Source organism: Burkholderia sp. MSMB1459WGS (assembly GCF_001534535.1).
Classification (GTDB): Bacteria; Pseudomonadota; Gammaproteobacteria; order Burkholderiales; family Burkholderiaceae; genus Burkholderia.
This window is the reverse complement of sequence record NZ_LPMU01000023.1, coordinates 556050-575913: the sequence shown is the minus strand read 5'-3', so window position 1 is coordinate 575913 and position 19864 is coordinate 556050. Positions and strand designations below refer to the sequence as shown.

Below are 19864 nucleotides of genomic sequence, written 5' to 3'. Positions count from 1 at the left end.
GTAGTTTCAAGTTTTTCTAATGATGGACAGACGATGAGCCGACGCGATCCAATGGCCGGGCTGCACGTGTTCATGACCGTCGCGACGGCCGGCAACTTCACGCGCGCCGCCGCCGCGCTGGGCCTGACGCCGGCTGCCGTCAGCCTCGCGATCGGGCAGCTCGAGGGCGAGCTGAACGTGAAGCTGTTCAACCGCAGCACGCGCGGCGTCAGCCTCACCGAAGCCGGCCAGTGCTATCTGCGGCAGACCGAGCCTGCGTACCGTCAGGTCGTGCAGGCACGCGACGAACTGAAGGATGCGCGCAGCGAGCCGAACGGGCTGTTGCGCGTGACCGCGCTGCCGCTCGCGCGCTTGCTCGTGATCGCGCCCGTGCTCGCCACGTTCCGCGAGCGCTACCCGAAAGTCCGGCTCGAAATTCGCTACGAGAACGAACTCGTCGACATCGCGAAGGACGGCTTCGATGCGGGGATTCGCCTCGCCGACCGGCTGCAGCCGGGCATGATCGGCGTGCGGATTGCGCCTGCGTTGACGTGTGCGCTGGTCGCGTCGCCCGCTTATCTGGCGCGGTACGGTGCGCCTGCATCGATTGCGCAGCTCGAGCGTCATGCGTGCGTTCGTTTCCGTTTCTCGGAAAGCGGCCGTTTGCATAAATGGCTGCTGCGCGACGGGCAACGCGACGTCGATCTCGATCCGGACGGCGTGTTCGTGACGAACGACGACGATGCGGTGATCGACGCGGCGCGCGCCGGTGTCGGCATTGCGTTCGCGTTCGTGCGCGAGCGGATCGAACAGGACCTGCGCGACGGGTCGCTCGTCGAGGTGCTGCCGGGCGCGTGCCGCACGCTGCCGCCGATGTGGCTGTATTACGTGAATCGCAAGCACGTGCCGGCCAAGCTGCGCGCGTTCATCGACGTGCTCCGCGAGCGCGAAGGGGCGGGCGCGGCGTAATCGCCTCGGCCGCTCGCTGCAGCAATGGATCCGGCGGCGCATGATGGCGGCTCCTCCCACGAAGCCATGGAGTCGCGTGATGACCGTCTTCCCGCATTTTCCGATTCGAACGTTCGTGATTGCCGCCGCGTTGGCGGCCGCCGCGGTTTCCAGCGCACCGGCCATCGGCCAGACGTCGACGGTGCCGGCAGGTTCGGCCGCCGCGACGCCCGACAACGCGGTGCTGCTGACCGTGTTCCTGAAGCACGACCAGTCGCGCCCGCTCGCCGAACTGAATGCGCAACTCGCGAAGCAGGGGTTCTACAAGGCATTTCCGCCGCCGGGCGTCGAGGTGGTGAGCTGGACGGTGACGATGGGGATCGGGCAGATCGTCGTGCTGCGGCTGCCGGCGTCGCGGCTGCGCGAGGTCAATCGTGTACTCGAGGATACGGCCTGGGGCGCGTACCGCACGGAGTTCTACCCGACATACGACTACAAGGCGATCGGGCTCGGGGAGCATGAGCGGGCGAAATGACGCGCGGCGGTATGTTTCCGCGCCGGGGGTGCGCCGGACGGGCGCACCGAATCCACCCGTTCCCATCCCGAAACGCGCCGTGCCGTCGCGTTTTCATCCTCATCCGCCGGGCTCGGCGCGGCAGATTCCTCCCAAATGCATCGCAAGTCATTCATCCGATGAAAAAATCGCCCCGGTTCCCGGTATGATGCGCACCTTGCGTTCGCAGGACGCCCTGTTTCCCGGTGCGTCTCGATGTGCGAGAAACGATGTGCGAGAAACCACAAATCCGCACAAAGTCGACGTGAAAGATTCTGTAATATTAATTCCGTATACTCGTAAGTTCTGATCCAGGCGCCACGAGGCCGTATTCGGCCGGCCGCCCACGCAGAACAACAGATACGTCGCCGCCCGGCCAACCCGCGCCGCGACACGCTATGCACCACCACTGAACACGTTATGTCTTCCCGCCACTCTGGTTCGCCCGGTCGCGCCGCGGCGGTGATCGCCCGTGCCCGGGCGCTGATCCGCAACGAGCGCGTGCTGTCGCCGCTGCTCGCGCTCGGCATCGGCCTGCTGCTGATCGTGGTTTTCCAGCATCTGTCGGAATCCGTCGACTACCGGTCGGTGATCCGCCAGTTGCGTCACATGTCCGTCCGCGAGTGGGGCGCGTCGCTGGCCGCGACGGCCCTCAGCTATCTCGCGCTCGTCGCCCGCGACGCGGTCGGTTTGCGCTATGTCGCGGCCAGGGTGCCGCGCGTCGCGCTGTGGATCGGCGCGATTGCCGGTTCCGCGCTCGGCAACGCGACCGGCTTCGGTGCGCTGACGGGCGGCGCGGTGCGCGCGCGCGTGTACGGCGTGTCGGGCGTCACGCCTGCCCAGATCGGCCGGATGACGGTATTCACGAGCGGCACGCTGGCGCTCGCGATGGTGCTGATGACGGCGGTCGGCATGGTCTGCGTGCCGGAGGCGCTCGCCGCGATGCTGCACGTCGCGCCCGGCGTGCTCACGTGGACGGGTGTTGCACTGCTCGTCGTGCTCGCCGCGCTGGTCGTGCTGTGCGGCAACACCGCGCGCCCGGTCGTCACGCGCTTCAAATGGCTGTCGTTCGACGTGCCGGCGCGACGCGATCTCGTCGCGCAGGTCGTCTATGCGGTGCTCGACGTCGTTGCCGCGGGCCTGACGCTGTGGGTGTTGCTGCCGGCTGCACCAGTCGGCTTCCCGACCTTCATCACCGTTTACGCGGCCGCGTTGCTGCTCGGGATGATCGGCCATACGCCGGGCGGGATCGGCGTGTTCGAAGCGGCGATGGTCTTCACGCTCGGTCGCGAAGTGCCCGCGCACGCGATGGTCGCCGCGCTGATCGCGTATCGCGCGATCTATTTCGGCGTGCCGCTCGTGCTGTCGGCCGGCCTGCTCGCCGGTTTCGAGGGCCGCGCGCTGCGGCGCCGGCTCGTGACGCGGCAGGCCGTGCGCGTGTCGCAACTGGCGCCGGTGTTCCTGAGCCTCGTGACGTTCGCGGTCGGCGGAATGCTGGTGATCTCGAGCGCGACGCCCGCGTTCTGGCATCGGATCGCGATCCTGCGCCACATCGTGCCGCTGTGGGTGCTCGAAGGCTCGCAGGTAATCTGCAGCGTGCTCGGCGTCGCGCTGCTGTTCGTCGCGCGCGGGCTGCTGCGCCGGCTCGACGGCGCCTGGTGGATGACCTTCGCATTGACGCTCGCGAGCCTCGCGCTGTCGCTGGCCAAGGGCCTCGCGTTCGTCGAGGCCGGCGTGCTCGGCACGCTGCTCGTGCTGCTGCTCGTCAGCCGTCGCCGCTTCAACCGTCATTCTTCGCTGCTCGCCGAGCGCTTCACCGTCAGCTGGTTCGTGTCGGTGGCGATGGTGCTGATGCTGGCCGTGTGGGTGCTGTTCTTCGCGTTCCGCGACGTGCCTTACACGCGCGAGTTGTGGTCGCATTTCTCGTTCGATGCGCGCGCGCCGCGGGCGCTGCGCGCGACGCTCGCGTCCGGCGTGTTCGTCGCGCTGTTCGCGCTGTGGCAATTGCTGCGCCCGGCGCCCGGACGTTTCGTGAAGCCCGCGGAGCAGGACCTGGTCGACGCGGAGCAGATCATCCGCGCGCAGGAATGCAGCGATGCGGGCCTCGCGCTGATGGGCGACAAGTCGTTCCTGTTCTCTGAGTCGCGCCGCGCGTTCCTGATGTACGCGAAGAACGGCCGCACGTGGGCCGCGCTGCACGACCCGGTCGGGCCGCGTGAAGAATGGCCGGCGCTGATCAGCAAGTTCATCGCGCTCGCGCACGCGCACAGCGGCCGCGCGGCGTTCTACCAGGTGCGCGCCAACGCGTTGCCGCTGTATCTCGACGCGGGGCTCACGCTGATGAAGCTGGGCGAGGAAGCGCACATCGCGCTCGATCGGTTCGATCTGAAAGGATCGAACCGATCGCACCTGCGCTACGCGCTGCGCCGTGGCGACAAGGATGCGCTGACGGTCGAGGTGATCGCGCCGGGCGACGTGCCGGCCGCGCTGCCGGCGCTGCGCGACATCTCCGACGGCTGGCTCGACAGTCGCGATGCGCGCGAGAAGAGTTTCTCGGTGGCGGCGTTCCACGACGGCTATCTCGCGACGCAGTCGGTGATGCTGGTGCGGCAGGCCGACAAGCCGATCGCGTTCGTCACGTTCATGACGACCGATCTCCACACCGAGGCGACGGTCGGCGTGATGCGCCATCTGCCGGACGCGTCGCCGTACGCGATGGAGTATCTGTTTACGCAGCTCGCGCTGCATCTGAAGGAAGCGGGGTTCCGCAAGCTGAGCCTGGGCATCGCGCCGTTCTCGGGGATGGGGGCGGCGAAGATGCCGTCGCCGTTCCACCGGCTCGGCCTGATGGTCTGGCGCTTCGGCGGCCGCTTCTACAACTTCCGCGGCTTGCGCGCTTTCAAGAGCAAGTTCGAACCGCACTGGGAGCCGCGTTATCTCGCGGCCTCGGGCTCGGTCGGCGTGTTCGTCACGCTTGCGGATCTGTCATTGCTGGCTGGAGGTCGGCGTTCATGATGTTGAAGAAGGTAATCGCGCGGGCGGCAGCCGCCTGCGCGGGAATGATGCTGGCCGGCGCCGCGTGCGCCGCGCAGCCGGCCGCCGCGAAAGCCGAGACCGTGTCCGGCGGCCGCTACGGGCCCGTGACCGTGACCAGGCCGAGCGGGCCGCTGCGCGGGTTCGTCGTGCTGTTCTCGCGTGGGGCAGGCTGGCAGGCCGCCGATCAGCAGGCGGCCGACGCGCTCGCGCAAGCCGGTGCGATGACGGTCGGCGTCGATTCGGGGCGCTACGCGGCGAATCTCGCCGCGAAGCAGGAGGCCTGCCATCACCTCGACGGCGACGCCGAGGCGGTCAGCCATCAGCTCGAACGTCTCGCGCAATCGTCGCGCTATTTCACGCCGATCGTCGCGGGCGTGGGCCAGGGCGGCGCGATCGCCAAGCAGATTCTGTCGATGGCGCCGGAGAATACGATCGCCGGCGTCGTCGCGGTCGGGCCGGCCGCGAAGCTCGATCCGCGCTTCAAGCCGTGTCCGCCCGATCCGACGATCGTGCGCCGCGCGATGCCGGGTTTCGTCGAAACGGCTGCCGCGGGGGACTCGGCCAAGCTCGTGTCGCTCGTCACGTCGCACTTGCGCGACACCAGCAGCAGCGACGAGCTCGACGTGTCGGATCTGCCGCTCGTCGAACTGCCGGCCAAGGGCGGCAGCGACCGGCTCGCGATCGTGATCTCGGGCGACGGCGGCTGGCGCGATCTCGACAAGACGATCGCCGAGGCGCTGCAGCGCGACGGCGTGTCGGTGGTCGGCATCGACAGCCTGCGTTATTTCTGGAGCGAGAAGCCGCCCGCACAGGTGAGTCGCGATCTTGCCCGCGTGATGCGCACCTACATGGCGCGCTGGCATGCGAGCCGCGTGGCGCTGGTCGGCTACTCGTTCGGCGCCGACGTGATGCCGTTCGCGTACAACCGGCTGCCGGCGGACCTGCGCGACAAGGTCGCGGTGATGTCGCTGCTCGGCTTCGCGCCGTCGGCCGATTTCCAGATCCGAGTGACGGGCTGGCTCGGCATGCCCGCGAGCGACAAGGCGCTGAAGGTCGCGCCGGAAATCGCGAAGGTGCCGCCGCAACTCGTGCAGTGCTTCTATGGTGCGGAAGAGACGGATACGATGTGTCCGGCGCTCGCGAACACGGGCGCCGACGTGATCAAGACGCAGGGCGATCACCACTTCGGCCGCGATTACATCGCGCTCGAGAAGAAGATCCTCGGCGCGTTCGGCAAGCCGGCAGCGGCGCACTGAACGCCGGCGGCGCTGGCGTGACGGCGGGCGTCGGCCGGTTTGCTTCCGGTTCATCGTACGGGCGGCCAGCGAGCCGCCCGTTTCATTTTCCGGCCTACGCTGCCGCGTCCTGAGGCGGCATGAGCGTTCTCGCATCGTGCTGCAGGAAGCCCGGAAAGCGGTCGAGCAGCCGCCGTGCGGCCGCGAGGTCGGTGTCGTCGCCGAGCATGGGCACCGAGCCCGAAAACCCCGTACGTTACGCGGTCATGCGTCGACGACGAGCGCCGGATCGAGCGCGCGGATGCGCTGGTCGACGAAGTAGCCGCCGCCTTCCTGGTAACGCAGGAACAGGCGGCCGCACGCGCGGCAGCGGCTGACAGTGCAGCGGTTGTACGGGAAATGGCGCGGCGCGATCGGCGCGTCGTCCGACGCATAGCGCGTGCCGGCCGGATGATGTTCCGCGTAGGTCGGCTCCGCGTCGTCCGGCGGCGCGAGCGTGGCCACTTCGATCAATTGCGTGTCCGGCAGCGACAGCGGCAGGGTCGTCCAGCCGGCGAGCGAGGTTTTCGTGCACGTGCACGGCTGCGTGACGTGCGCGGCCTCGGCCGCCAGTGTCAGCAGCGCGTCGTGATCGAGGTAAGGCAGTGGGCTCATGGGCAATCGGGAAAAGGGCGGCGGGAGTTGCAATGTAACCCGCGCGCCGATCGGCTGCATGGCCGTGATGCAGCCAGCGCAGCATACTCGTCGCGCGATTCGGCCGGCCTTGCGGACCGACGGCTGCACGACCGGTTCGTCGAGCACGCGGATCGCACGTTCGATGTCGCGGCTCCACGGATGGCCGAGGTTCACGCGCACGCAGCGTTCGAGGCCGAGCGCGCCCGAAACGGCGGGCGCGGCCCATCGTCCGATGCGCGGCCCGAAAGGGAAAGCGCGGGTGTGTCGGCCGCGCCGTCCCGCTGGGTCAGGCCGCGTTCGGCTCGACATTCCTCTCGCTGCCGCCGCGTCGCAGCGGCGGCAACGGCTCGACCTTGCCGACGACGAACAGGTACGACAGCGCGCCGACCACGCACAGCGCACCGGCCACTGCGAGCGGCACGACGAACGAGCCTTTCGTGATCGACAGCATCACGCCGGTGAAGGTCGTGATGAAGATCCCCGCGAGATTGCCCGCGAAGTTCTGGATGCCGCCTAGCGATGCGACGTGCGCCGGCGTCGGCGCGACTTCGCCGACGAGCGTCCACACGTTGGCGCCGGCGAACGACAGGCTGGCATACGCGAGCGCGAACAGGCCGAGGCAGGCCCAGACGTTTTCGACGAACGCGGACAGCGCGATCGACGACGACAGCAGCATGCCGAGCACGAGGCAGGTCTTGCGCGCGGCGGTGGCGCTCCAGCCGCGGCGGAACAGGCTGTCCGACACGTAGCCGCCGAGCCAGCCGCCGGGAATCGCGAGCAGCGCGGGCAGCATGCCCCACGTGCCGAGCGATGCGAGCGAGAAGCCGCGTGACTGCAACAGGTAGCTCGGGAACCACGTGATGAAGAAGTAGATCGCGAAGTTCAGGCAGAACAGGCCGATCATCATGCCCCACACGGTGCGGTAGCGGAACAGGTCGAGCCACGACACCTTCGGGCCGTCGGTTGCGGCCGCAACCGACGGTGCGCCGCGTTGCGCGAGCAGCGCATCGACGGCGTCCGGCGCGATCGCGCGATAGCGTTCCGGGTCGCGATAGACGAACCACCATGCCAGCGCCCACACGATGCCGATGCCGCCCGTGATCACGAACGACCCGCGCCAGCCGACGATCGAGATCAGCCACGCGACGAGCGGCAGCGACAGCGCGGAGCCGACGCGCGAGCCGCTGTCGAAGATGCTGCTGGCCAGGCCGCGCTCGCTGCGCGGAAACCAGTTGAACGCGACCTTCGCGAACGAAGGGATCGCGGCCGCTTCGCCGACGCCGAGCATCAACCGCACGCCGACGAGTTGCGCGAGGCCGCGCGCGGCGCCCGTCGCGACGGTGAACACCGACCACCAGCCGACGGCCAGCGCGAGGCTCACGCGCACGCCGACTTTGTCGATGAACCAGCCGGCCGGCAATTGCAGGAACGCATAGGTCCAGAAGAACGCGCTCAGCACGAGCCCCATGCCGACCGCGTCGAGGCCGAGGTCGGCACGGATGCTGGGCGCCGCGATCGCGAGGTTCGCGCGGTCGATGAAGTTGATGACGTTGGCCAGAAAGCACATCAGGATCATGGCCCATCGGATGCGTGGCATGCAGGTGTCTCCGCGCGGAATATCGTGGCGGGCGACCGGCGATCCGCTGCGCCGGCCGCCTCGAAGGGCGAATTACCGCGACGCTTGCGGCGCGCGGTCGAACTTCGCCAGCGCTTCCCACAGGCCGTTCAGGTAGACCGCGCCGAGCGCGCGATCGTAGAGGCCATAGCCGGGCTTGCCCGTCTCGCCCCAGATCATGCGGCCGTGGTCGGGGCGCACGTAGCCGGTGAAGCCGGTATCGTGATACGCCTTCACGATCGCGGCGATGTCGAGCGAGCCGCAGCTCGACAGGTGCGCGGTTTCCTCGAAATCGCCGTTCGCGTCGACCTTCACGTTGCGGATGTGCGCGAAATGGATCCGGCCCATCGCGCCGAATTCGCGCACGAGCGCTTCGACATCGTTCTCGGGGCCCGCGCCGAGCGAGCCCGAGCACAGCGTCAGCCCGTTCGCGGGCGAGTCGACGATGCGCACGATCCGCGCGAGATCGTCGCGGTTCTTCACGATGCGCGGCAGCCCGAAGATCGGGCGCGGCGGATCGTCGGGATGGATCGCCATCTTCACGCCGGCTTCCTCGGCCACCGGGATGATTGCCTTCAGGAAGTATTCGAGGTTGGCCCACAGCGCGTTCTCGTCGACGTCGCGGTAGTCGGCGAGCAGCGCCTGCAACTGTTCGGGCCGGTAGCTCGAATCCCAGCCGGGCAGCGCGATGCCGTCGTTCGGATCGATCCGGTCGACCGCGTCGGTGCTGAACGCAAGGCAGGTCGATCCGTCGTCGAGCGTCTTCGACAGCTCGGTGCGCGTCCAGTCGAACACGGGCATGAAGTTGTAGCAGACGACGCGGATGCCGGCCGCGCCGAGATGGCGAATGGTCTGCCGGTAGTGGTCGATCAGGCGGTCGCGGGTCGGCTTGCCGAGCTTGATGTCCTCGTGCACGGGCACCGATTCGACGACGTCGAATTGCAGGCCCGCGCGTTCGATCGTCGCCTTCAGCGCATCGATCTTGTGCACGGGCCAGACCTCGCCCACCGGTTCGTCGTAGATCGCGGACACGATATGCGTGACGCCGGGGATCTGGCGGATGTATTGCAGCGAGACCGGATCGGACTCGCCGTACCAACGGAAAGACATCTTCACTGGAGCGGCTCCTGGCTGGCGGTTCATGCGGCGGACGACCGGGCGGCAGTGTGCCGGCCCGGCGTCGGTGTGCGAATTATGATTGGTATGCCAGTTGTGCGGGATAGTGGTTTACCAGTTGTCCGCGTGGGCGACGGTCGGCATGACAGTCCGGGAAACGGCTGGCAGGGCCAGCCGGCAGGGCGAACCGGCTTCGAACCAAATTGGTGTACCATTTTGGCGATCCGGTGCCGCAGCGGTGCCGGCCAGCCCGTTGCGAGCCTTTCGATGACCGATCTTTCCACCCTGTCCGTCAGCCGCGACACCGATGCCGCGGACCGCTCCTATATCGGCCTTGCGCGACAGATTCACGCGATGGTGGCCGCCGGCGCGTTCGAGGCCGGCGCACGGCTGCCGTCGGAGCGCAGCCTGGCCGACCAGTTCGGCGTGAGCCGCACGCAGGTGCGCGAGGCGATCATCGCGCTCGAGGTGCAGGGGATCGTCGAGGTGCGGATCGGCTCGGGCATCTACGTGTCGGCGGCCGATGCCGCGCGGCCGGTGACGTTCGACGTGCCGCGCGGGCCGGGGCCGATCGAGACGCTGCGCGCGCGCGGGCTGATCGAGGCGGAAGTCGCGGCGCTCGCGGCGACCGAACGCAAGGATGCCGATCTCGATCGCCTGTTTTTCTCGCTGACGACGATGCGCGAGCAGATGAGCGACAAGGCCGCCTACGACGCGGCCGATCGCCAGTTTCACCTGCGAATCGCGGAATCCACCGGCAATACGGTGCTGCTGCACATGGTCACGGCGATGTGGGACTGCGCGCGCAGCGATCCGCTGTGGGACAAGATCGAGGAGCACTTTCACTCGACCGCATTGCGCGAGGCGTCGCAGGAGGATCACCAGCGAATCTTCGCGGCGATCATGGCGCGCAATGCGGACGGAGCGCGCGACGCGATGCGCGCCCACCTGTCGCGCGTGATCGCCGAATTCACGCAGGCCTGGCGCTGACGGTCGTATTCGCGTATTCGTGTAATCGCGGCCCGACGCGGGCCGAGGTAATTGGGTCGCATTCCACCGTGAGGCCCGATGAAAATGCGCGATGTGCGGCTTGTTCCGATTGCGTGACCCTGCGTTTTATGGTCTCGTTGCGGGATATCGCATCGACTCGAAAAAGGACAGTCGAATGCAGCCGGGCGATTCACGCGGGGTGCGATTGATCAGGGGAATCGGCGTACGCACACGCGCCCGCGGCGCCGTGCGCACGCTGCGCATCGTATCGACGCTGGGCTTACTTGCGCTCGCTCTGCCAGCCTTCGCCGTCTCTCCCGAAACCGTCAACGACAACGTGCTGCGCGTGCTGGCCTGGCCCGGTTACGCGGACAGCGATATCGTCAGCGCATTCGAGGCGCAGTTTCACGTGCGCGTCGAGGTGACGCTGGTCGATTCCGACGAAGCGCTGTGGACGCGGATGCACGGCGCTTCGCCGCCGCCTTACGACGTGCTCGCCGCGAACACGGCAGAGATCCAGCGCTATGCGCGCGAACACCTGCTCGCGCCGATCGACCTGTCGCGCATCCCGAACCGGCGGCGGCAATTACCGAATTTCCAGCAGCTCGCGACGATTGGCGGGCTCGTGCAGGACGGCGCATCGTACGCGATCCCGTTCACGTATTCGTCGATGGGGCTGATCTACGACCGCAAGCAGGTGCCGGCCGCGCCGCACTCGATGCGCGAGCTGTGGAATCCGCGCTATCGCGGCAAGGTGCTCGACTTCAACAGTGCGCAGCACAATTTTTCGTTCACGGCGCTGGCGCTCGGCTATCCCGATCCGTTCCGCCTGTCGCCCGCCCAGACGCTCGTCGTGGCCCGCAAGCTGATCGACCTGCGCCGCAACCTGCTGACGTATTACACGCTTCCTGAAGAAGCGACCGCGCTGTTCGTCCAGCATCGCGCGGCGCTGATGTTCGGCAACTACGGCACGCAGCAGGTCGAGCAGTTGCGTCGCGCCGGCGCGGACGTCGGCTACGTGATCCCGGACGAAGGCGCGCTCGCGTGGCTCGATTGCTGGGCCGTCACGCGCGGCGCGCTTCGTCCCGAGCTTGCATTCGCATGGATCAACTACATGCTCGAACCGGCGATCGGCGCGCTGCTGACCGAGCGTCAGGGGCTCGCAAACACGCTCGAGCCGCCGCGCGGCCTGGATACCGGGCATCAGCATCTCGTGTGGCTTCAGCCCGTGGAGGACATCGCGCGCCGCGAGTCGCTGTGGAGCCGCATCGTGTCGGGCGATCGGCCGGAGCGGTTCGGAAAATGATTCGGCTCGGGCTCACGTCGAAGCTGTCGGTGCTGTTCGCGTGCATCGGCGTGATCGCGTCCGGCACGACCGGCTACTACGCGTATCGCGCCAACCGCGCGATGCTCGTGCAGGAGGCGCAGCACAGTCTGCTGATGTCGACGCAACTGCTCGGGCAGCGCTTCACGACCGCGCTCGCCGACGTTGCCGACGATGCGCTCGTGCTCGCGCAGTTGCCGTCTTCCGCGTTCGTCGCGGGCGGCGACCATCCGGACGCCGCGCGACGCATGCGGCTCGAGCAGGTGTATTACAGCTTCATGAGCAATCACGCGGAATACCTGCAGATCCGCCTGATCGCGAGCGGGCATTTCGGGATCGAACGCATTCGGCTCGATCGCGATGCGCACGGCATCGTCGTGCTGCCAGAAAGCGTGTTTCAGGAGAAAGGGCAGTTCTCCTACGTATTCGATACGCTCGCGACGGCGCCCGGCCATATCTACCTGTCGCCGATCGCGATCAATCACGAGACGGGATCGCATGCGGCCGAAGGCCTGCCGATCCTGCGCGTGGGGACGCCGGTGACCGACGCATCGGGCCGGACGGTCGGGGCACTCGTCGTCGATGTTGAACTCTCTCGGGTGTTCGCCCGGCTCGAACGCGATCTGCCGGATGACTATGGGATCTATCTCGCGAACGAGTGGGGCGATTTTCTCGTGCATCCCGATCCGCAGCAGACGTTCGGCTTCGATCGCGGCCGGCGCGTGCTGATGCAGGACCGCTTCGCCGGTACGCGCGCACTGTTCGACGGCGAGCGCACGAACGTGACGCTCAATGGGCTTGCCCAGCCCGACGAGGCGCCGGGACAGATGTTCGCGTTCGTGCGCACGCCGTTCGGGCACGACGAGCGCAACCGCTTCGTCGTGCTCGGGATGGCCCGCCCGCTCGCGGACGTGCTCGCGCCGGCCGGCATGCTGGGCGAACGGATCGTCAGGATGGTGCTCGTATCGAGCGTGCTGGCGGTGATTCTCGCGATCCTGTTCGCGCGGGCGATCACGCGGCCGCTGCAGACGCTCGCGCGTGCCGCGACGCACGTGTTCGACGATCCGGCAGCCGAACGGCTGCCCGTTGCGCGGGCCGACGAGATCGGCGTGCTCGCGCGCTGTTTCGACAGCATGCGCGTCGAGATTCGCACGCAGATGGCGATGTTGCGCGCAAAGCAACTGGAACTGACGCACCTCGCCGGTCACGACCCGCTGACCGGCCTGCCGAATCGCCTGCTGTTCATGGAGCATCTCGATGCCGCGATCCGGCATGCGGCCGCGGTGGGCGAGGGGCTGGCGGTGATGTTCGTCGATCTCGACCGCTTCAAGCAGATCAACGACCAGCACGGGCACTCGGCCGGCGACCGCACGCTCGTCACCGTCGCCAAGCGGTTGAGCCAGGTGCTGCGCAGCGGCGACATGGTGGCGCGGCTCGGTGGCGACGAATTCATCGTGCTGATTTCGGACGTGCGTTCGCCGGCGGTGATCGGCGATGTCGCGACGCGCATCCAGATCGTGATGGCCGAGGAACTGGAGTTCGACGAAGGACGCATGGCCGTCGGCGCGAGCATCGGCGTCAGCGAGTTTCCGGCGGATGGCGCGTCGGCCGAGGAGTTGCTCGTCAAGGCCGACGCGGCGATGTACGCGGCGAAGGCGTCCGCGCAGTGCGTGTGCGTGCGCTATCAGGATTTGATGCGTGGCGGCGTGCCTGACGAGACTGGCCGCGTTGCGTCGGGCGGCAACCGCTGACGGCGCGCCGGAACGCAACGAGCCCGTCGCTGGACGGGCTCGTCTCCGGTGCGGGCCGCACGCGCGTGGCGCGCAGCGGCACGCTTAGTGGCCGAAGTAGACCGAGTCGCGCGGGTTCCGTGCGCGGCCGGCCGGTGCGCCACTCTCGACGGCTGCGGCCGGTTGCGAACCGAAGCCGCTGTTGTCGATGCCATGCACGCGGGCTTGCGCGGCCTGGATGTCGGCCGGGTAGTACGGGCTCGACTGGCTGGGCTTGTAGCCGGCGTTCTCGAGCTGGACCAGTTCGTTGCGCACCTGGGCGCGGGTCACGGTGCTTTGTGCGAATGCGCCGAACGAGGCGGACAGCGCGACGGCGGCGGCGACTGCGGAAACGAGCGATTTCATGATGACCTCCGATGTTTATTGGCTTTCCGCGTTCGACACCATGTCGTCAGCGGTTGATTACATCGTAGGCGCCGGCTTACCTAGGGTAAACGTGAGTTTGAGTGAAAGATCGTTGCGCTCGGAGTAATAATTTCGAGGCAGACATGTACTGTCCCCATGCTGTATTGCGGGGATTGCAGGCAATACTGGGAAAGTGAAGGGCGGGATGTCGTGCACGGGTGCACAGGCGCGCACCCGGCTGCGCAGGACCGGCGAATGTCTCGCGGCGGGATCGCGTCAGGGCTGCTCAGACCCCGTCGTCGTCGATTTCCTTGCGCTCGCGGCGTTCCTCGTTGCCGCGGCGCGCGCGCAGGCGCTGGCGCGACAGGACGGCGATCACCTGCTGGGTCGGCGCGCCGGAGGGCAGCTCGTTGCGGATGCGATCGGGGACCATCGGCAGACCCGCGCGCTGCCGGCGCAGCGCCTTGGCGATCGCGCGGCGGCATTCGTCGCCATGGCAATCCCATTCATCGCGGATTCTCTGACAATAACGGCATTGTTCCATCCGTCTAGTCTAACGCGTCTTCGGAATTGAAGCAGGGCTTGGCGCCGGACGTACCATGCGTCAGGCGGCAGAGGCGCCGGCGGCTCCGAATGCAGGCGATGGGCAGACTGAACCGGACTACGAATCAAGTGAGCCGGAACGGTTCGCCTACAACTTCGGTTTTCCATCCTTTTCCATACGGAATCCTTGCGCGCGGACGGGGCCGGCGCACGTCATCGGAGCGACCAGATACCCCAGATCGCGATCAGCAGGCCAAGGCCCAGTCCGCAGCCCAGCAACACATAGGTTTCCATTTCGTGCCTTTGAAAACATGGCAACGCCGACGTCGACATCGGCATACGTGCAGCAAAACCGGTCCCGTATCGGGCCGTCCGTGGCGGCGATACGCCCGGTCTGCGAATACTGCGCGTTGCAGCTTTCAGAACGCATGTGCGATCGGTTGCATGCAGCGTGCCGGCGGTTCGATCGTGCGCCGTACCCGAGCGTCGCGCGAGGCATTCGGCGCGCGCGTGGCGAGGTGCGCCTGTCGGCTGCGTGACCGTCGCATCGGTTCAATATAATTCAAGTCGATCGGTCGCTTCATGTACGACATACAACCCCCGAACAAGGAAACCCGATGACGCTCGCCCAGTTGCAGGCACTGGCCGCCGTGGTCGAACTCGGCTCGCTGACGGCCGCGGCAGACCGGCTCAGCCGCAGTCAATCCGCGATCAGCCACGCGCTGACGGAGCTGGAGGACATCACGCAGGTCAAGCTGCTCTGGCGCGACCGGCAGCCGGTCGTCCTGACGGCGGCCGGCGAACGCCTGTGGCCGTATGTGCAGAGCGTGGTGCGGGAAGCACAGATGCTGCGCCAGCAGTTCAGCCTGTCGCGCGGCAAACTCGAAGGGAAGCTGGTGGTCGCGTCGCTGCCGAGCGTGTCGCTGGCGTTCGTCGTTCCCGCGCTCGAGGCGTTGAAGGAGATGCACCCCGGCGTATCGGCGGTGCTGCTCGAAGGGACGGACAGCGAAGTCGAAGGGTGGATCGACGACGGGACGGCCGACGTCGGCGTGGTCGCCGGCGCGAAGACGTTCGCGCACAACCTGCCGTTGCTCGACGAGGATTTCGTCGCGGTGGCGGCCGACGACAGGTTCGTTGGCCGCAAGAGCGTGTCAGCCAGACAGTTGGCCGGGGCGCCGTTCATTTTCTCGAAGGCGGGATGCGGGCCGGTGATCGCGGATTACTTCGCGCGCGGCGGCGTACCGCTTCGGGCCGCGTTCAACGTGGTCGAGATGCGCACGATCCTGTCGATGGCGGAGGCCGGCATGGGCGTATCGATCGTGCCGCGCATCACGCTCACGTACACGCCGTTCGGCGGCCGCGTGCTGGCACTGTCTCCGCGGCTGCATCGCTCCGTGCGATTGGCGTGGAATACCGCCGGCAACGCGGTTACCGACGCGTTCGTGCGGCTCGTCGACGCGCAACGTGCGAAGGCGGAAAAGGCGATTCGGACGCGCGCGAAAAAGGGCCGATAGCGACTGGCGCGCACGATGAACGGCGCTCATGAGGGGCTTGCAGTTTATTCATGCCACCGATGGCCGAGATGCAATATATTGTTCGAACCTCGTTGTCGTTGCCATGAAGGAGCGTGCCGTGCCGGCCTTGCACACCCTCGTTGCGTTCGGACTCGTGTCGCTCGGTATGGTGCTGACGCCGGGACCGAACATGATCTATCTGGTGTCGCGCTCGATCTGCCAGGGCCGCCGCGCCGGGCTGGTGTCGCTCGGCGGCGTCGCGCTGGGATTCGTGTTCTACATGGTGTGCGCGGCAGTGGGCATCACCGCGCTGGTGATGACCGTGCCGTATGCGTACGATGCGCTGCGCGTGGCCGGCGCGCTGTATCTGGCGTACCTGGCGTGGCAGGCGCTGAAACCGGGTGGGCGCTCCGCATTCCAGGTCCGGCAGTTGCCGCACGACAGCCGCGTCAGGCTGTTCGCGATGGGCTTCGTCACGAATCTCGCGAACCCGAAGATTGCGGTGATGTATCTGTCTTTGCTGCCGCAATTCGTCGTGCCGGGGCACGGCAGCGTGCTCGCGCAATCGCTGGCGCTCGGCTGCGTGCAGATCGCGGTGAGCGTCAGCGTCAATGCGCTGATTGCCTGCGCGGCCGGGTCGATCGCGGGTTTTCTTGCAGGGCGGCCGCTCTGGGCCGCGGTTCAGCGCTGGTTGATGGGGACGGTGCTGGCGGGGCTGGCCGTGCGGATTGCGCTGGAATCGCAGCGTTAGGGCGCGGCGGTCGACGCGTCGGCGCATGGCCGGCCGCGATCCGGCCTTCCGTTGAAGGTACCGGCCATCGTCACCCGTGGCAATTGCCTTCGGCCTCCTTGGCGATCCGCACGGGCTCGGCCTCGTCGCGCCGCCTGCGCGTCGCGAGCCAGCACAGGATCGAGCCGCCGCACACCATCGCCGCGCCTTGCCAGAATTCGGCCGACAGCGGCGCATCCAGCAGCGCGGCGGCGAAGGCGGCGGCGAGCACCGGCGTGAAGTACGATGCGCCGACGATGATCGTCACGTTGCCGTGCATGATGCCCGTGTTCCAGGCCGCATAGCCGAACCCGAGCGCCGACGCCGCGAGCACGACGTACACGATCGCATGAAAACTGAACGTCATGTCGCCGCCGCCTTCGATCGCGAACTTGATCCAGAGCACCGTGGCGACCAGCATGAAGAACGGCGTGACGCCGTTCTTGCCGTCGGCGATGCGCGCGGTCACCGTGCAATAGCCGGCCCAGATCAGCGCGCCGAAGAACGCCAGGCCGTAGCTGAGCGGATTGTCCGCGACGTTGCGCAGCATGCCGGCCGGATCGAGCCCCTGGTCGCCGCCGAGCACCCGGCAGATGCCGAGCATCGACAGCAGGACGCCGGGCACGACCAGCAGGTTCGCGCGCTGCTTGTTGAACACGATGGCGGCGACGAGCGTGAGGCTCGGCCACAGATAGTTGACCATCGCGACTTCGATCGCTTGCCGACCGTTGCTCGCGTAGCCGATCGACAACGCCAGGCACAGCTCGTACGACACGAACAGCAGCCCGCCCCACAGCAGATAGTTTTTCGGAAATCGGCTCAGGTCGGGGAAGCCGATCGAGAACACCAGAAGCACGGATGCCACCGTATAGATCGTCGCCGCGCCGCCGGTTGCGCCGAGGCTTTCGCTGACCCCGCGAACGAGCGCGACCACCGAGGCCCATAACAGCACCGCGCCGAGCCCGATGAGCGTTGCCTTGTTCTTGCGTTTCATGCGTGCTGCCTGTTTCAACATGCCAATTCGATTTCGGATGATGTGAGTCCGCCTGCGCGTGCCGCCATCACGAACGGCGAGACAACGGCGAGACAACGGGAAGATTTCGCGGGAAACGCGCATTTTACGGTGGGGCGGCGGTTGCAGCGACGCAGGTGGATCGGCGCGTACGATCGATTGGCTCGCGCGAGCCGATCGCACGTAGTCGATACGCCACGCGGCGCCGATTCCCGATCGCGCGGGTCCGATCGCGTCGAGCATCGCATTCCCGTCGGACCGAGCGTGGTGACAAGGAGGAAGCCGGGTTCCTCGGTCGACAGATCGATCGGCGGTCGGCCGCCGGTCGCATCGCGAATTTCGAGCCGTCGTTCGCATGGACCGACGCCGATGTCGCGATGTGCTTGCCGCAGCATCGTTGCGATGGCATGGAATACGCCGGCCGAAGGAGGAGGCGGACGCGTGTGAATGCGGTATTCGAAACGCATCCGCATGGACCGGTGTGCGCGGCGGCAGTGCAACTTGCGCCGCACCTGCCGTCCGCCGACGGTAACGCATCGGGCGCCCGCCGCGGCGAGCACCCGATGCGTCGATCACCGCTCGCGCCGCTTCTTGCTCAGCTCGATCGTCTCGAACAGTTCGTACTGCGCGGTCGGGCGCTGATCGGCGCCCGGCGCATGGTAGTAGCGCATCGTGATCGTCGTGTGGCCGCCCGGTTTGCCCGGATCGTGGTCGAACACCGCGATTCCGTAGCCGGTGCCCGTATCGCGGCGCGCGGACCAGATCGCGTCCTCGAGCGCATCGGCCGGCTGGCGCACGAACGTGTTCGGCGCGGTGCCCGGCACCGGCCGGTTCGGCTTCGTGAACACCTTCGCCTGCGCGAAGCCGGTCGACGGGTTTTCGCCGTACACGTCGAGCGGCGCGCTGGTGCCGCCGCCGCCGAGGATCAGGTGGATCGTGCCGTGGCTCGTGTCGAACGTCGTACGGTTCGGATCGTTCGAGCCGACCGGTCGCGGCTGCAGCGTCTCGACCACTTCGCCGGTTTTCGCATCGACGCCCGCGCGGTGATTGCAGCCGCGCACCGGGTAGCTGCGCTCGTAGTCGTGATCGTGGCCGCACAGCACGAGATCGACGCCGTAACGGTCGAACAGCGGCAACCATGCTTCGCGAATGCCCTTGTCGGACCCGTTGCCCGTCTTCGACGAACTGAGCGCGTCCTGATGCATCTGCACGACGATCCAGTCGATGTCGTCGTCATGCGCGGCATGACGCAGCGTGCGCTCGAGCCAGCGCGTCTGCTCGCCGTTGCTGTAGCCGCGCACGTAGAACGACGTGCCGGGCTCGATCGGCGGGCGGCCGGTGCTCGCGGCCGGCACGAGCGGCGCAGGGCCGCCGACGAACGCGGCGGCATCCTGGTACACGACGTCGTCGGCGTCGAGCGACACGAACAGCACGGAGCTCACGCGGAAGCTGTACCAGCGGCCCGGAAAATGCGTGCCGTTCTCCGGCAGCGTATAGCGTGCAAGGTACGAGTCGAGCCCCTGCGGACCGTTGTTGAATTCGATCTCGTGATTGCCGGGGCATGGCATCCACGGACGATTCGCGGCCGACGTCTGGTTGTTGTTGCCGAAATCGCGCCACACGTCCGGCTGGTGCGCCGGGTTCAGGTTCGCGTAGCAGAGGTCGCCGTTCAGCAGGTGGAACAGCGGCTGGAACTGCTCGACGGCCTGCACCGCGAAGCGGCTCTGCGGCGACGACAGCACCCATGCGCCGTTCGGCGTCGCGAGATCGCCGTAGCTCGTGAAACGAAACGGCGCCCGGCCGCGCGGCGCGGTCGAGAAATTCGCGGAAAACGGCTGCGCGGCATTGCTGTCGTTGTCGGCGGTGATCTCGTAGCGGTAGCGCGTATCCGGCTTCAGCCCGTGCACGCGCGCGTGGTACGCGAACACGGTCTCGCCGTTCAGGCCGTCGGTGTACAGGCGCTGGACGCCGTGCACGGTGCGCGCCGGCTCGCCGTCGGCGACGATGCGCGCGCGCGGATTGACGGCCGCGGCGAGCGACGCCCACGAGATCACGACTTCGGACGTCGGGTCGTTGCCCCACGTCAGGTGAACCTGCTCGGGCGTGCCGTCCGGATTCGACGCGGCGGCACGGGCTGCCGCGAGCCCGCCGGCGGCGGTGGCGAGGCCGGAGACGCCGGCAAGTTTCAGGAAGCCGCGACGCGACACGGAGGCGGCCGGCTCGTTCGGCTGGTCAGGGAGAGTGTCCTGGTTCGACATGGTCGGTGTTTTCGTTGAAGGGACGCGAGACGTGGAACCGCGCGGCCATGCGCGAACACGGCCGGGGCGTGGGCCGGAAACGAGCGGGATCCCGGTCGCATGCATTGTCGAAGGGCAGTTTTGCCGCGTTGTGACAGTGCCGCAACCCTGCGCCTGCGGCGG

16 protein-coding genes are annotated in these 19864 nt (G+C 67.4%); 9 read left to right on the top strand and 7 right to left on the bottom strand.

Features of this window, described 5'->3' with window-relative positions:
• The first annotated feature begins 33 nt into the window (after nt 1–33).
• From WT97_RS10240 to WT97_RS10225, 4 genes are all read left to right on the top strand, one after another.
• On the top strand, nt 34–948 hold the full coding sequence (locus WT97_RS10240) for a LysR family transcriptional regulator (RefSeq protein ID WP_060353360.1): 915 nt from the start codon (nt 34–36) through the stop codon (nt 946–948).
• Between the two features lie 79 nt (nt 949–1027).
• Nucleotides 1028–1462: a hypothetical protein gene (locus WT97_RS10235; protein WP_059505521.1), complete on the top strand. Its 435-nt coding sequence runs from the start codon at nt 1028–1030 to the stop codon at nt 1460–1462.
• Between the two features lie 438 nt (nt 1463–1900).
• Nucleotides 1901–4495 carry a bifunctional lysylphosphatidylglycerol flippase/synthetase MprF gene (gene mprF / locus WT97_RS10230; protein ID WP_059505414.1) on the top strand — a complete coding sequence of 865 codons (2595 nt, stop codon included), beginning with the start codon at nt 1901–1903 and terminating at the stop codon, nt 4493–4495.
• Complete coding sequence (locus WT97_RS10225) at nt 4492–5772, top strand: virulence factor family protein (RefSeq protein WP_060353359.1); 1281 nt, start codon at nt 4492–4494, stop codon at nt 5770–5772. The genes mprF and WT97_RS10225 overlap by 4 nt, the downstream gene beginning before the upstream one ends.
• Before the next feature lie 243 nt (nt 5773–6015).
• On the opposite strand, the gene WT97_RS10220 is transcribed toward WT97_RS10225, so the two are convergent.
• From WT97_RS10220 to uxuA, 3 genes are all read right to left on the bottom strand, one after another.
• On the bottom strand, nt 6016–6405 hold the full coding sequence (locus WT97_RS10220) for a hypothetical protein (RefSeq protein ID WP_034204738.1): 390 nt from the start codon (nt 6403–6405) through the stop codon (nt 6016–6018).
• A 307-nt stretch (nt 6406–6712) separates the two neighbouring features.
• Nucleotides 6713–8023 carry an MFS transporter gene (locus WT97_RS10215; RefSeq protein WP_060353358.1) on the bottom strand — a complete coding sequence of 437 codons (1311 nt, stop codon included), beginning with the start codon at nt 8021–8023 and terminating at the stop codon, nt 6713–6715.
• A gap of 72 nt (nt 8024–8095) precedes the next feature.
• Nucleotides 8096–9157: a mannonate dehydratase gene (gene uxuA / locus WT97_RS10210; RefSeq protein ID WP_179949717.1), complete on the bottom strand. Its 1062-nt coding sequence runs from the start codon at nt 9155–9157 to the stop codon at nt 8096–8098.
• Between the two features lie 267 nt (nt 9158–9424).
• On the opposite strand from uxuA, the gene WT97_RS10205 reads away from it, so the two are divergent.
• From WT97_RS10205 to WT97_RS10195, 3 genes are all read left to right on the top strand, one after another.
• Nucleotides 9425–10147 carry a FadR/GntR family transcriptional regulator gene (locus WT97_RS10205; protein WP_060353463.1) on the top strand — a complete coding sequence of 241 codons (723 nt, stop codon included), beginning with the start codon at nt 9425–9427 and terminating at the stop codon, nt 10145–10147.
• Between the two features lie 175 nt (nt 10148–10322).
• Nucleotides 10323–11453: an extracellular solute-binding protein gene (locus WT97_RS10200; protein WP_059789547.1), complete on the top strand. Its 1131-nt coding sequence runs from the start codon at nt 10323–10325 to the stop codon at nt 11451–11453.
• A complete protein-coding gene (locus tag WT97_RS10195) occupies nt 11450–13222 on the top strand; it encodes a diguanylate cyclase domain-containing protein (RefSeq protein ID WP_059789546.1) in 1773 nt (590 codons plus the stop codon). The genes WT97_RS10200 and WT97_RS10195 overlap by 4 nt, the downstream gene beginning before the upstream one ends.
• An 84-nt stretch (nt 13223–13306) precedes the next feature.
• Here WT97_RS10195 and WT97_RS10190 read toward each other — a convergent pair whose 3' ends face one another.
• Nucleotides 13307–13606: a DUF4148 domain-containing protein gene (locus tag WT97_RS10190; protein WP_059505405.1), complete on the bottom strand. Its 300-nt coding sequence runs from the start codon at nt 13604–13606 to the stop codon at nt 13307–13309.
• A gap of 286 nt (nt 13607–13892) precedes the next feature.
• Nucleotides 13893–14150 (bottom strand): hypothetical protein, encoded by a 258-nt coding sequence (locus tag WT97_RS10185; RefSeq protein ID WP_006478949.1) that lies wholly within the window; start codon nt 14148–14150, stop codon nt 13893–13895.
• A gap of 616 nt (nt 14151–14766) precedes the next feature.
• On the opposite strand from WT97_RS10185, the gene WT97_RS10180 reads away from it, so the two are divergent.
• Together WT97_RS10180 and WT97_RS10175 are read left to right on the top strand one after the other, a co-directional pair.
• On the top strand, nt 14767–15663 hold the full coding sequence (locus WT97_RS10180; RefSeq protein WP_059789545.1) for a LysR family transcriptional regulator: 897 nt from the start codon (nt 14767–14769) through the stop codon (nt 15661–15663).
• A 118-nt stretch (nt 15664–15781) separates the two neighbouring features.
• Complete coding sequence (locus WT97_RS10175) at nt 15782–16414, top strand: LysE family translocator (protein ID WP_179949766.1); 633 nt, start codon at nt 15782–15784, stop codon at nt 16412–16414.
• Between the two features lie 70 nt (nt 16415–16484).
• On the opposite strand, the gene yddG is transcribed toward WT97_RS10175, so the two are convergent.
• Together yddG and WT97_RS10165 are read right to left on the bottom strand one after the other, a co-directional pair.
• Complete coding sequence (gene yddG, locus WT97_RS10170) at nt 16485–17426, bottom strand: aromatic amino acid DMT transporter YddG (RefSeq protein WP_060353356.1); 942 nt, start codon at nt 17424–17426, stop codon at nt 16485–16487.
• 590 nt (nt 17427–18016) lie between these two features.
• Nucleotides 18017–19702, bottom strand: a complete 1686-nt coding sequence (locus tag WT97_RS10165; protein WP_059505401.1) for a metallophosphoesterase family protein — start codon at nt 19700–19702, stop codon at nt 18017–18019.
• Nucleotides 19703–19864: the final 162 nt, after the last annotated feature.

Bases quoted from the DNA above. Each gene is read 5' to 3' on its own strand.
- WT97_RS10235 (WP_059505521.1), top strand. From the start codon at position 1,028: ATGACCGTCTTCCCGCATTTTCCGATTCGAACGTTCGTGATTGCCGCC.
- WT97_RS10180 (WP_059789545.1), top strand. From the start codon at position 14,767: ATGACGCTCGCCCAGTTGCAGGCACTGGCCGCCGTGGTCGAACTCGGC.
- WT97_RS10225 (WP_060353359.1), top strand. From the start codon at position 4,492: ATGATGTTGAAGAAGGTAATCGCGCGGGCGGCAGCCGCCTGCGCGGGA.
- WT97_RS10215 (WP_060353358.1), bottom strand. From the start codon at position 8,023: ATGCCACGCATCCGATGGGCCATGATCCTGATGTGCTTTCTGGCCAAC.
- WT97_RS10240 (WP_060353360.1), top strand. From the start codon at position 34: ATGAGCCGACGCGATCCAATGGCCGGGCTGCACGTGTTCATGACCGTC.
- WT97_RS10200 (WP_059789547.1), top strand. From the start codon at position 10,323: ATGCAGCCGGGCGATTCACGCGGGGTGCGATTGATCAGGGGAATCGGC.
- WT97_RS10185 (WP_006478949.1), bottom strand. From the start codon at position 14,150: ATGGAACAATGCCGTTATTGTCAGAGAATCCGCGATGAATGGGATTGC.
- WT97_RS10220 (WP_034204738.1), bottom strand. From the start codon at position 6,405: ATGAGCCCACTGCCTTACCTCGATCACGACGCGCTGCTGACACTGGCG.
- yddG (WP_060353356.1), bottom strand. From the start codon at position 17,426: ATGAAACGCAAGAACAAGGCAACGCTCATCGGGCTCGGCGCGGTGCTG.
- WT97_RS10165 (WP_059505401.1), bottom strand. From the start codon at position 19,702: ATGTCGAACCAGGACACTCTCCCTGACCAGCCGAACGAGCCGGCCGCC.
- mprF (WP_059505414.1), top strand. From the start codon at position 1,901: ATGTCTTCCCGCCACTCTGGTTCGCCCGGTCGCGCCGCGGCGGTGATC.
- WT97_RS10205 (WP_060353463.1), top strand. From the start codon at position 9,425: ATGACCGATCTTTCCACCCTGTCCGTCAGCCGCGACACCGATGCCGCG.
- WT97_RS10190 (WP_059505405.1), bottom strand. From the start codon at position 13,606: ATGAAATCGCTCGTTTCCGCAGTCGCCGCCGCCGTCGCGCTGTCCGCC.
- WT97_RS10195 (WP_059789546.1), top strand. From the start codon at position 11,450: ATGATTCGGCTCGGGCTCACGTCGAAGCTGTCGGTGCTGTTCGCGTGC.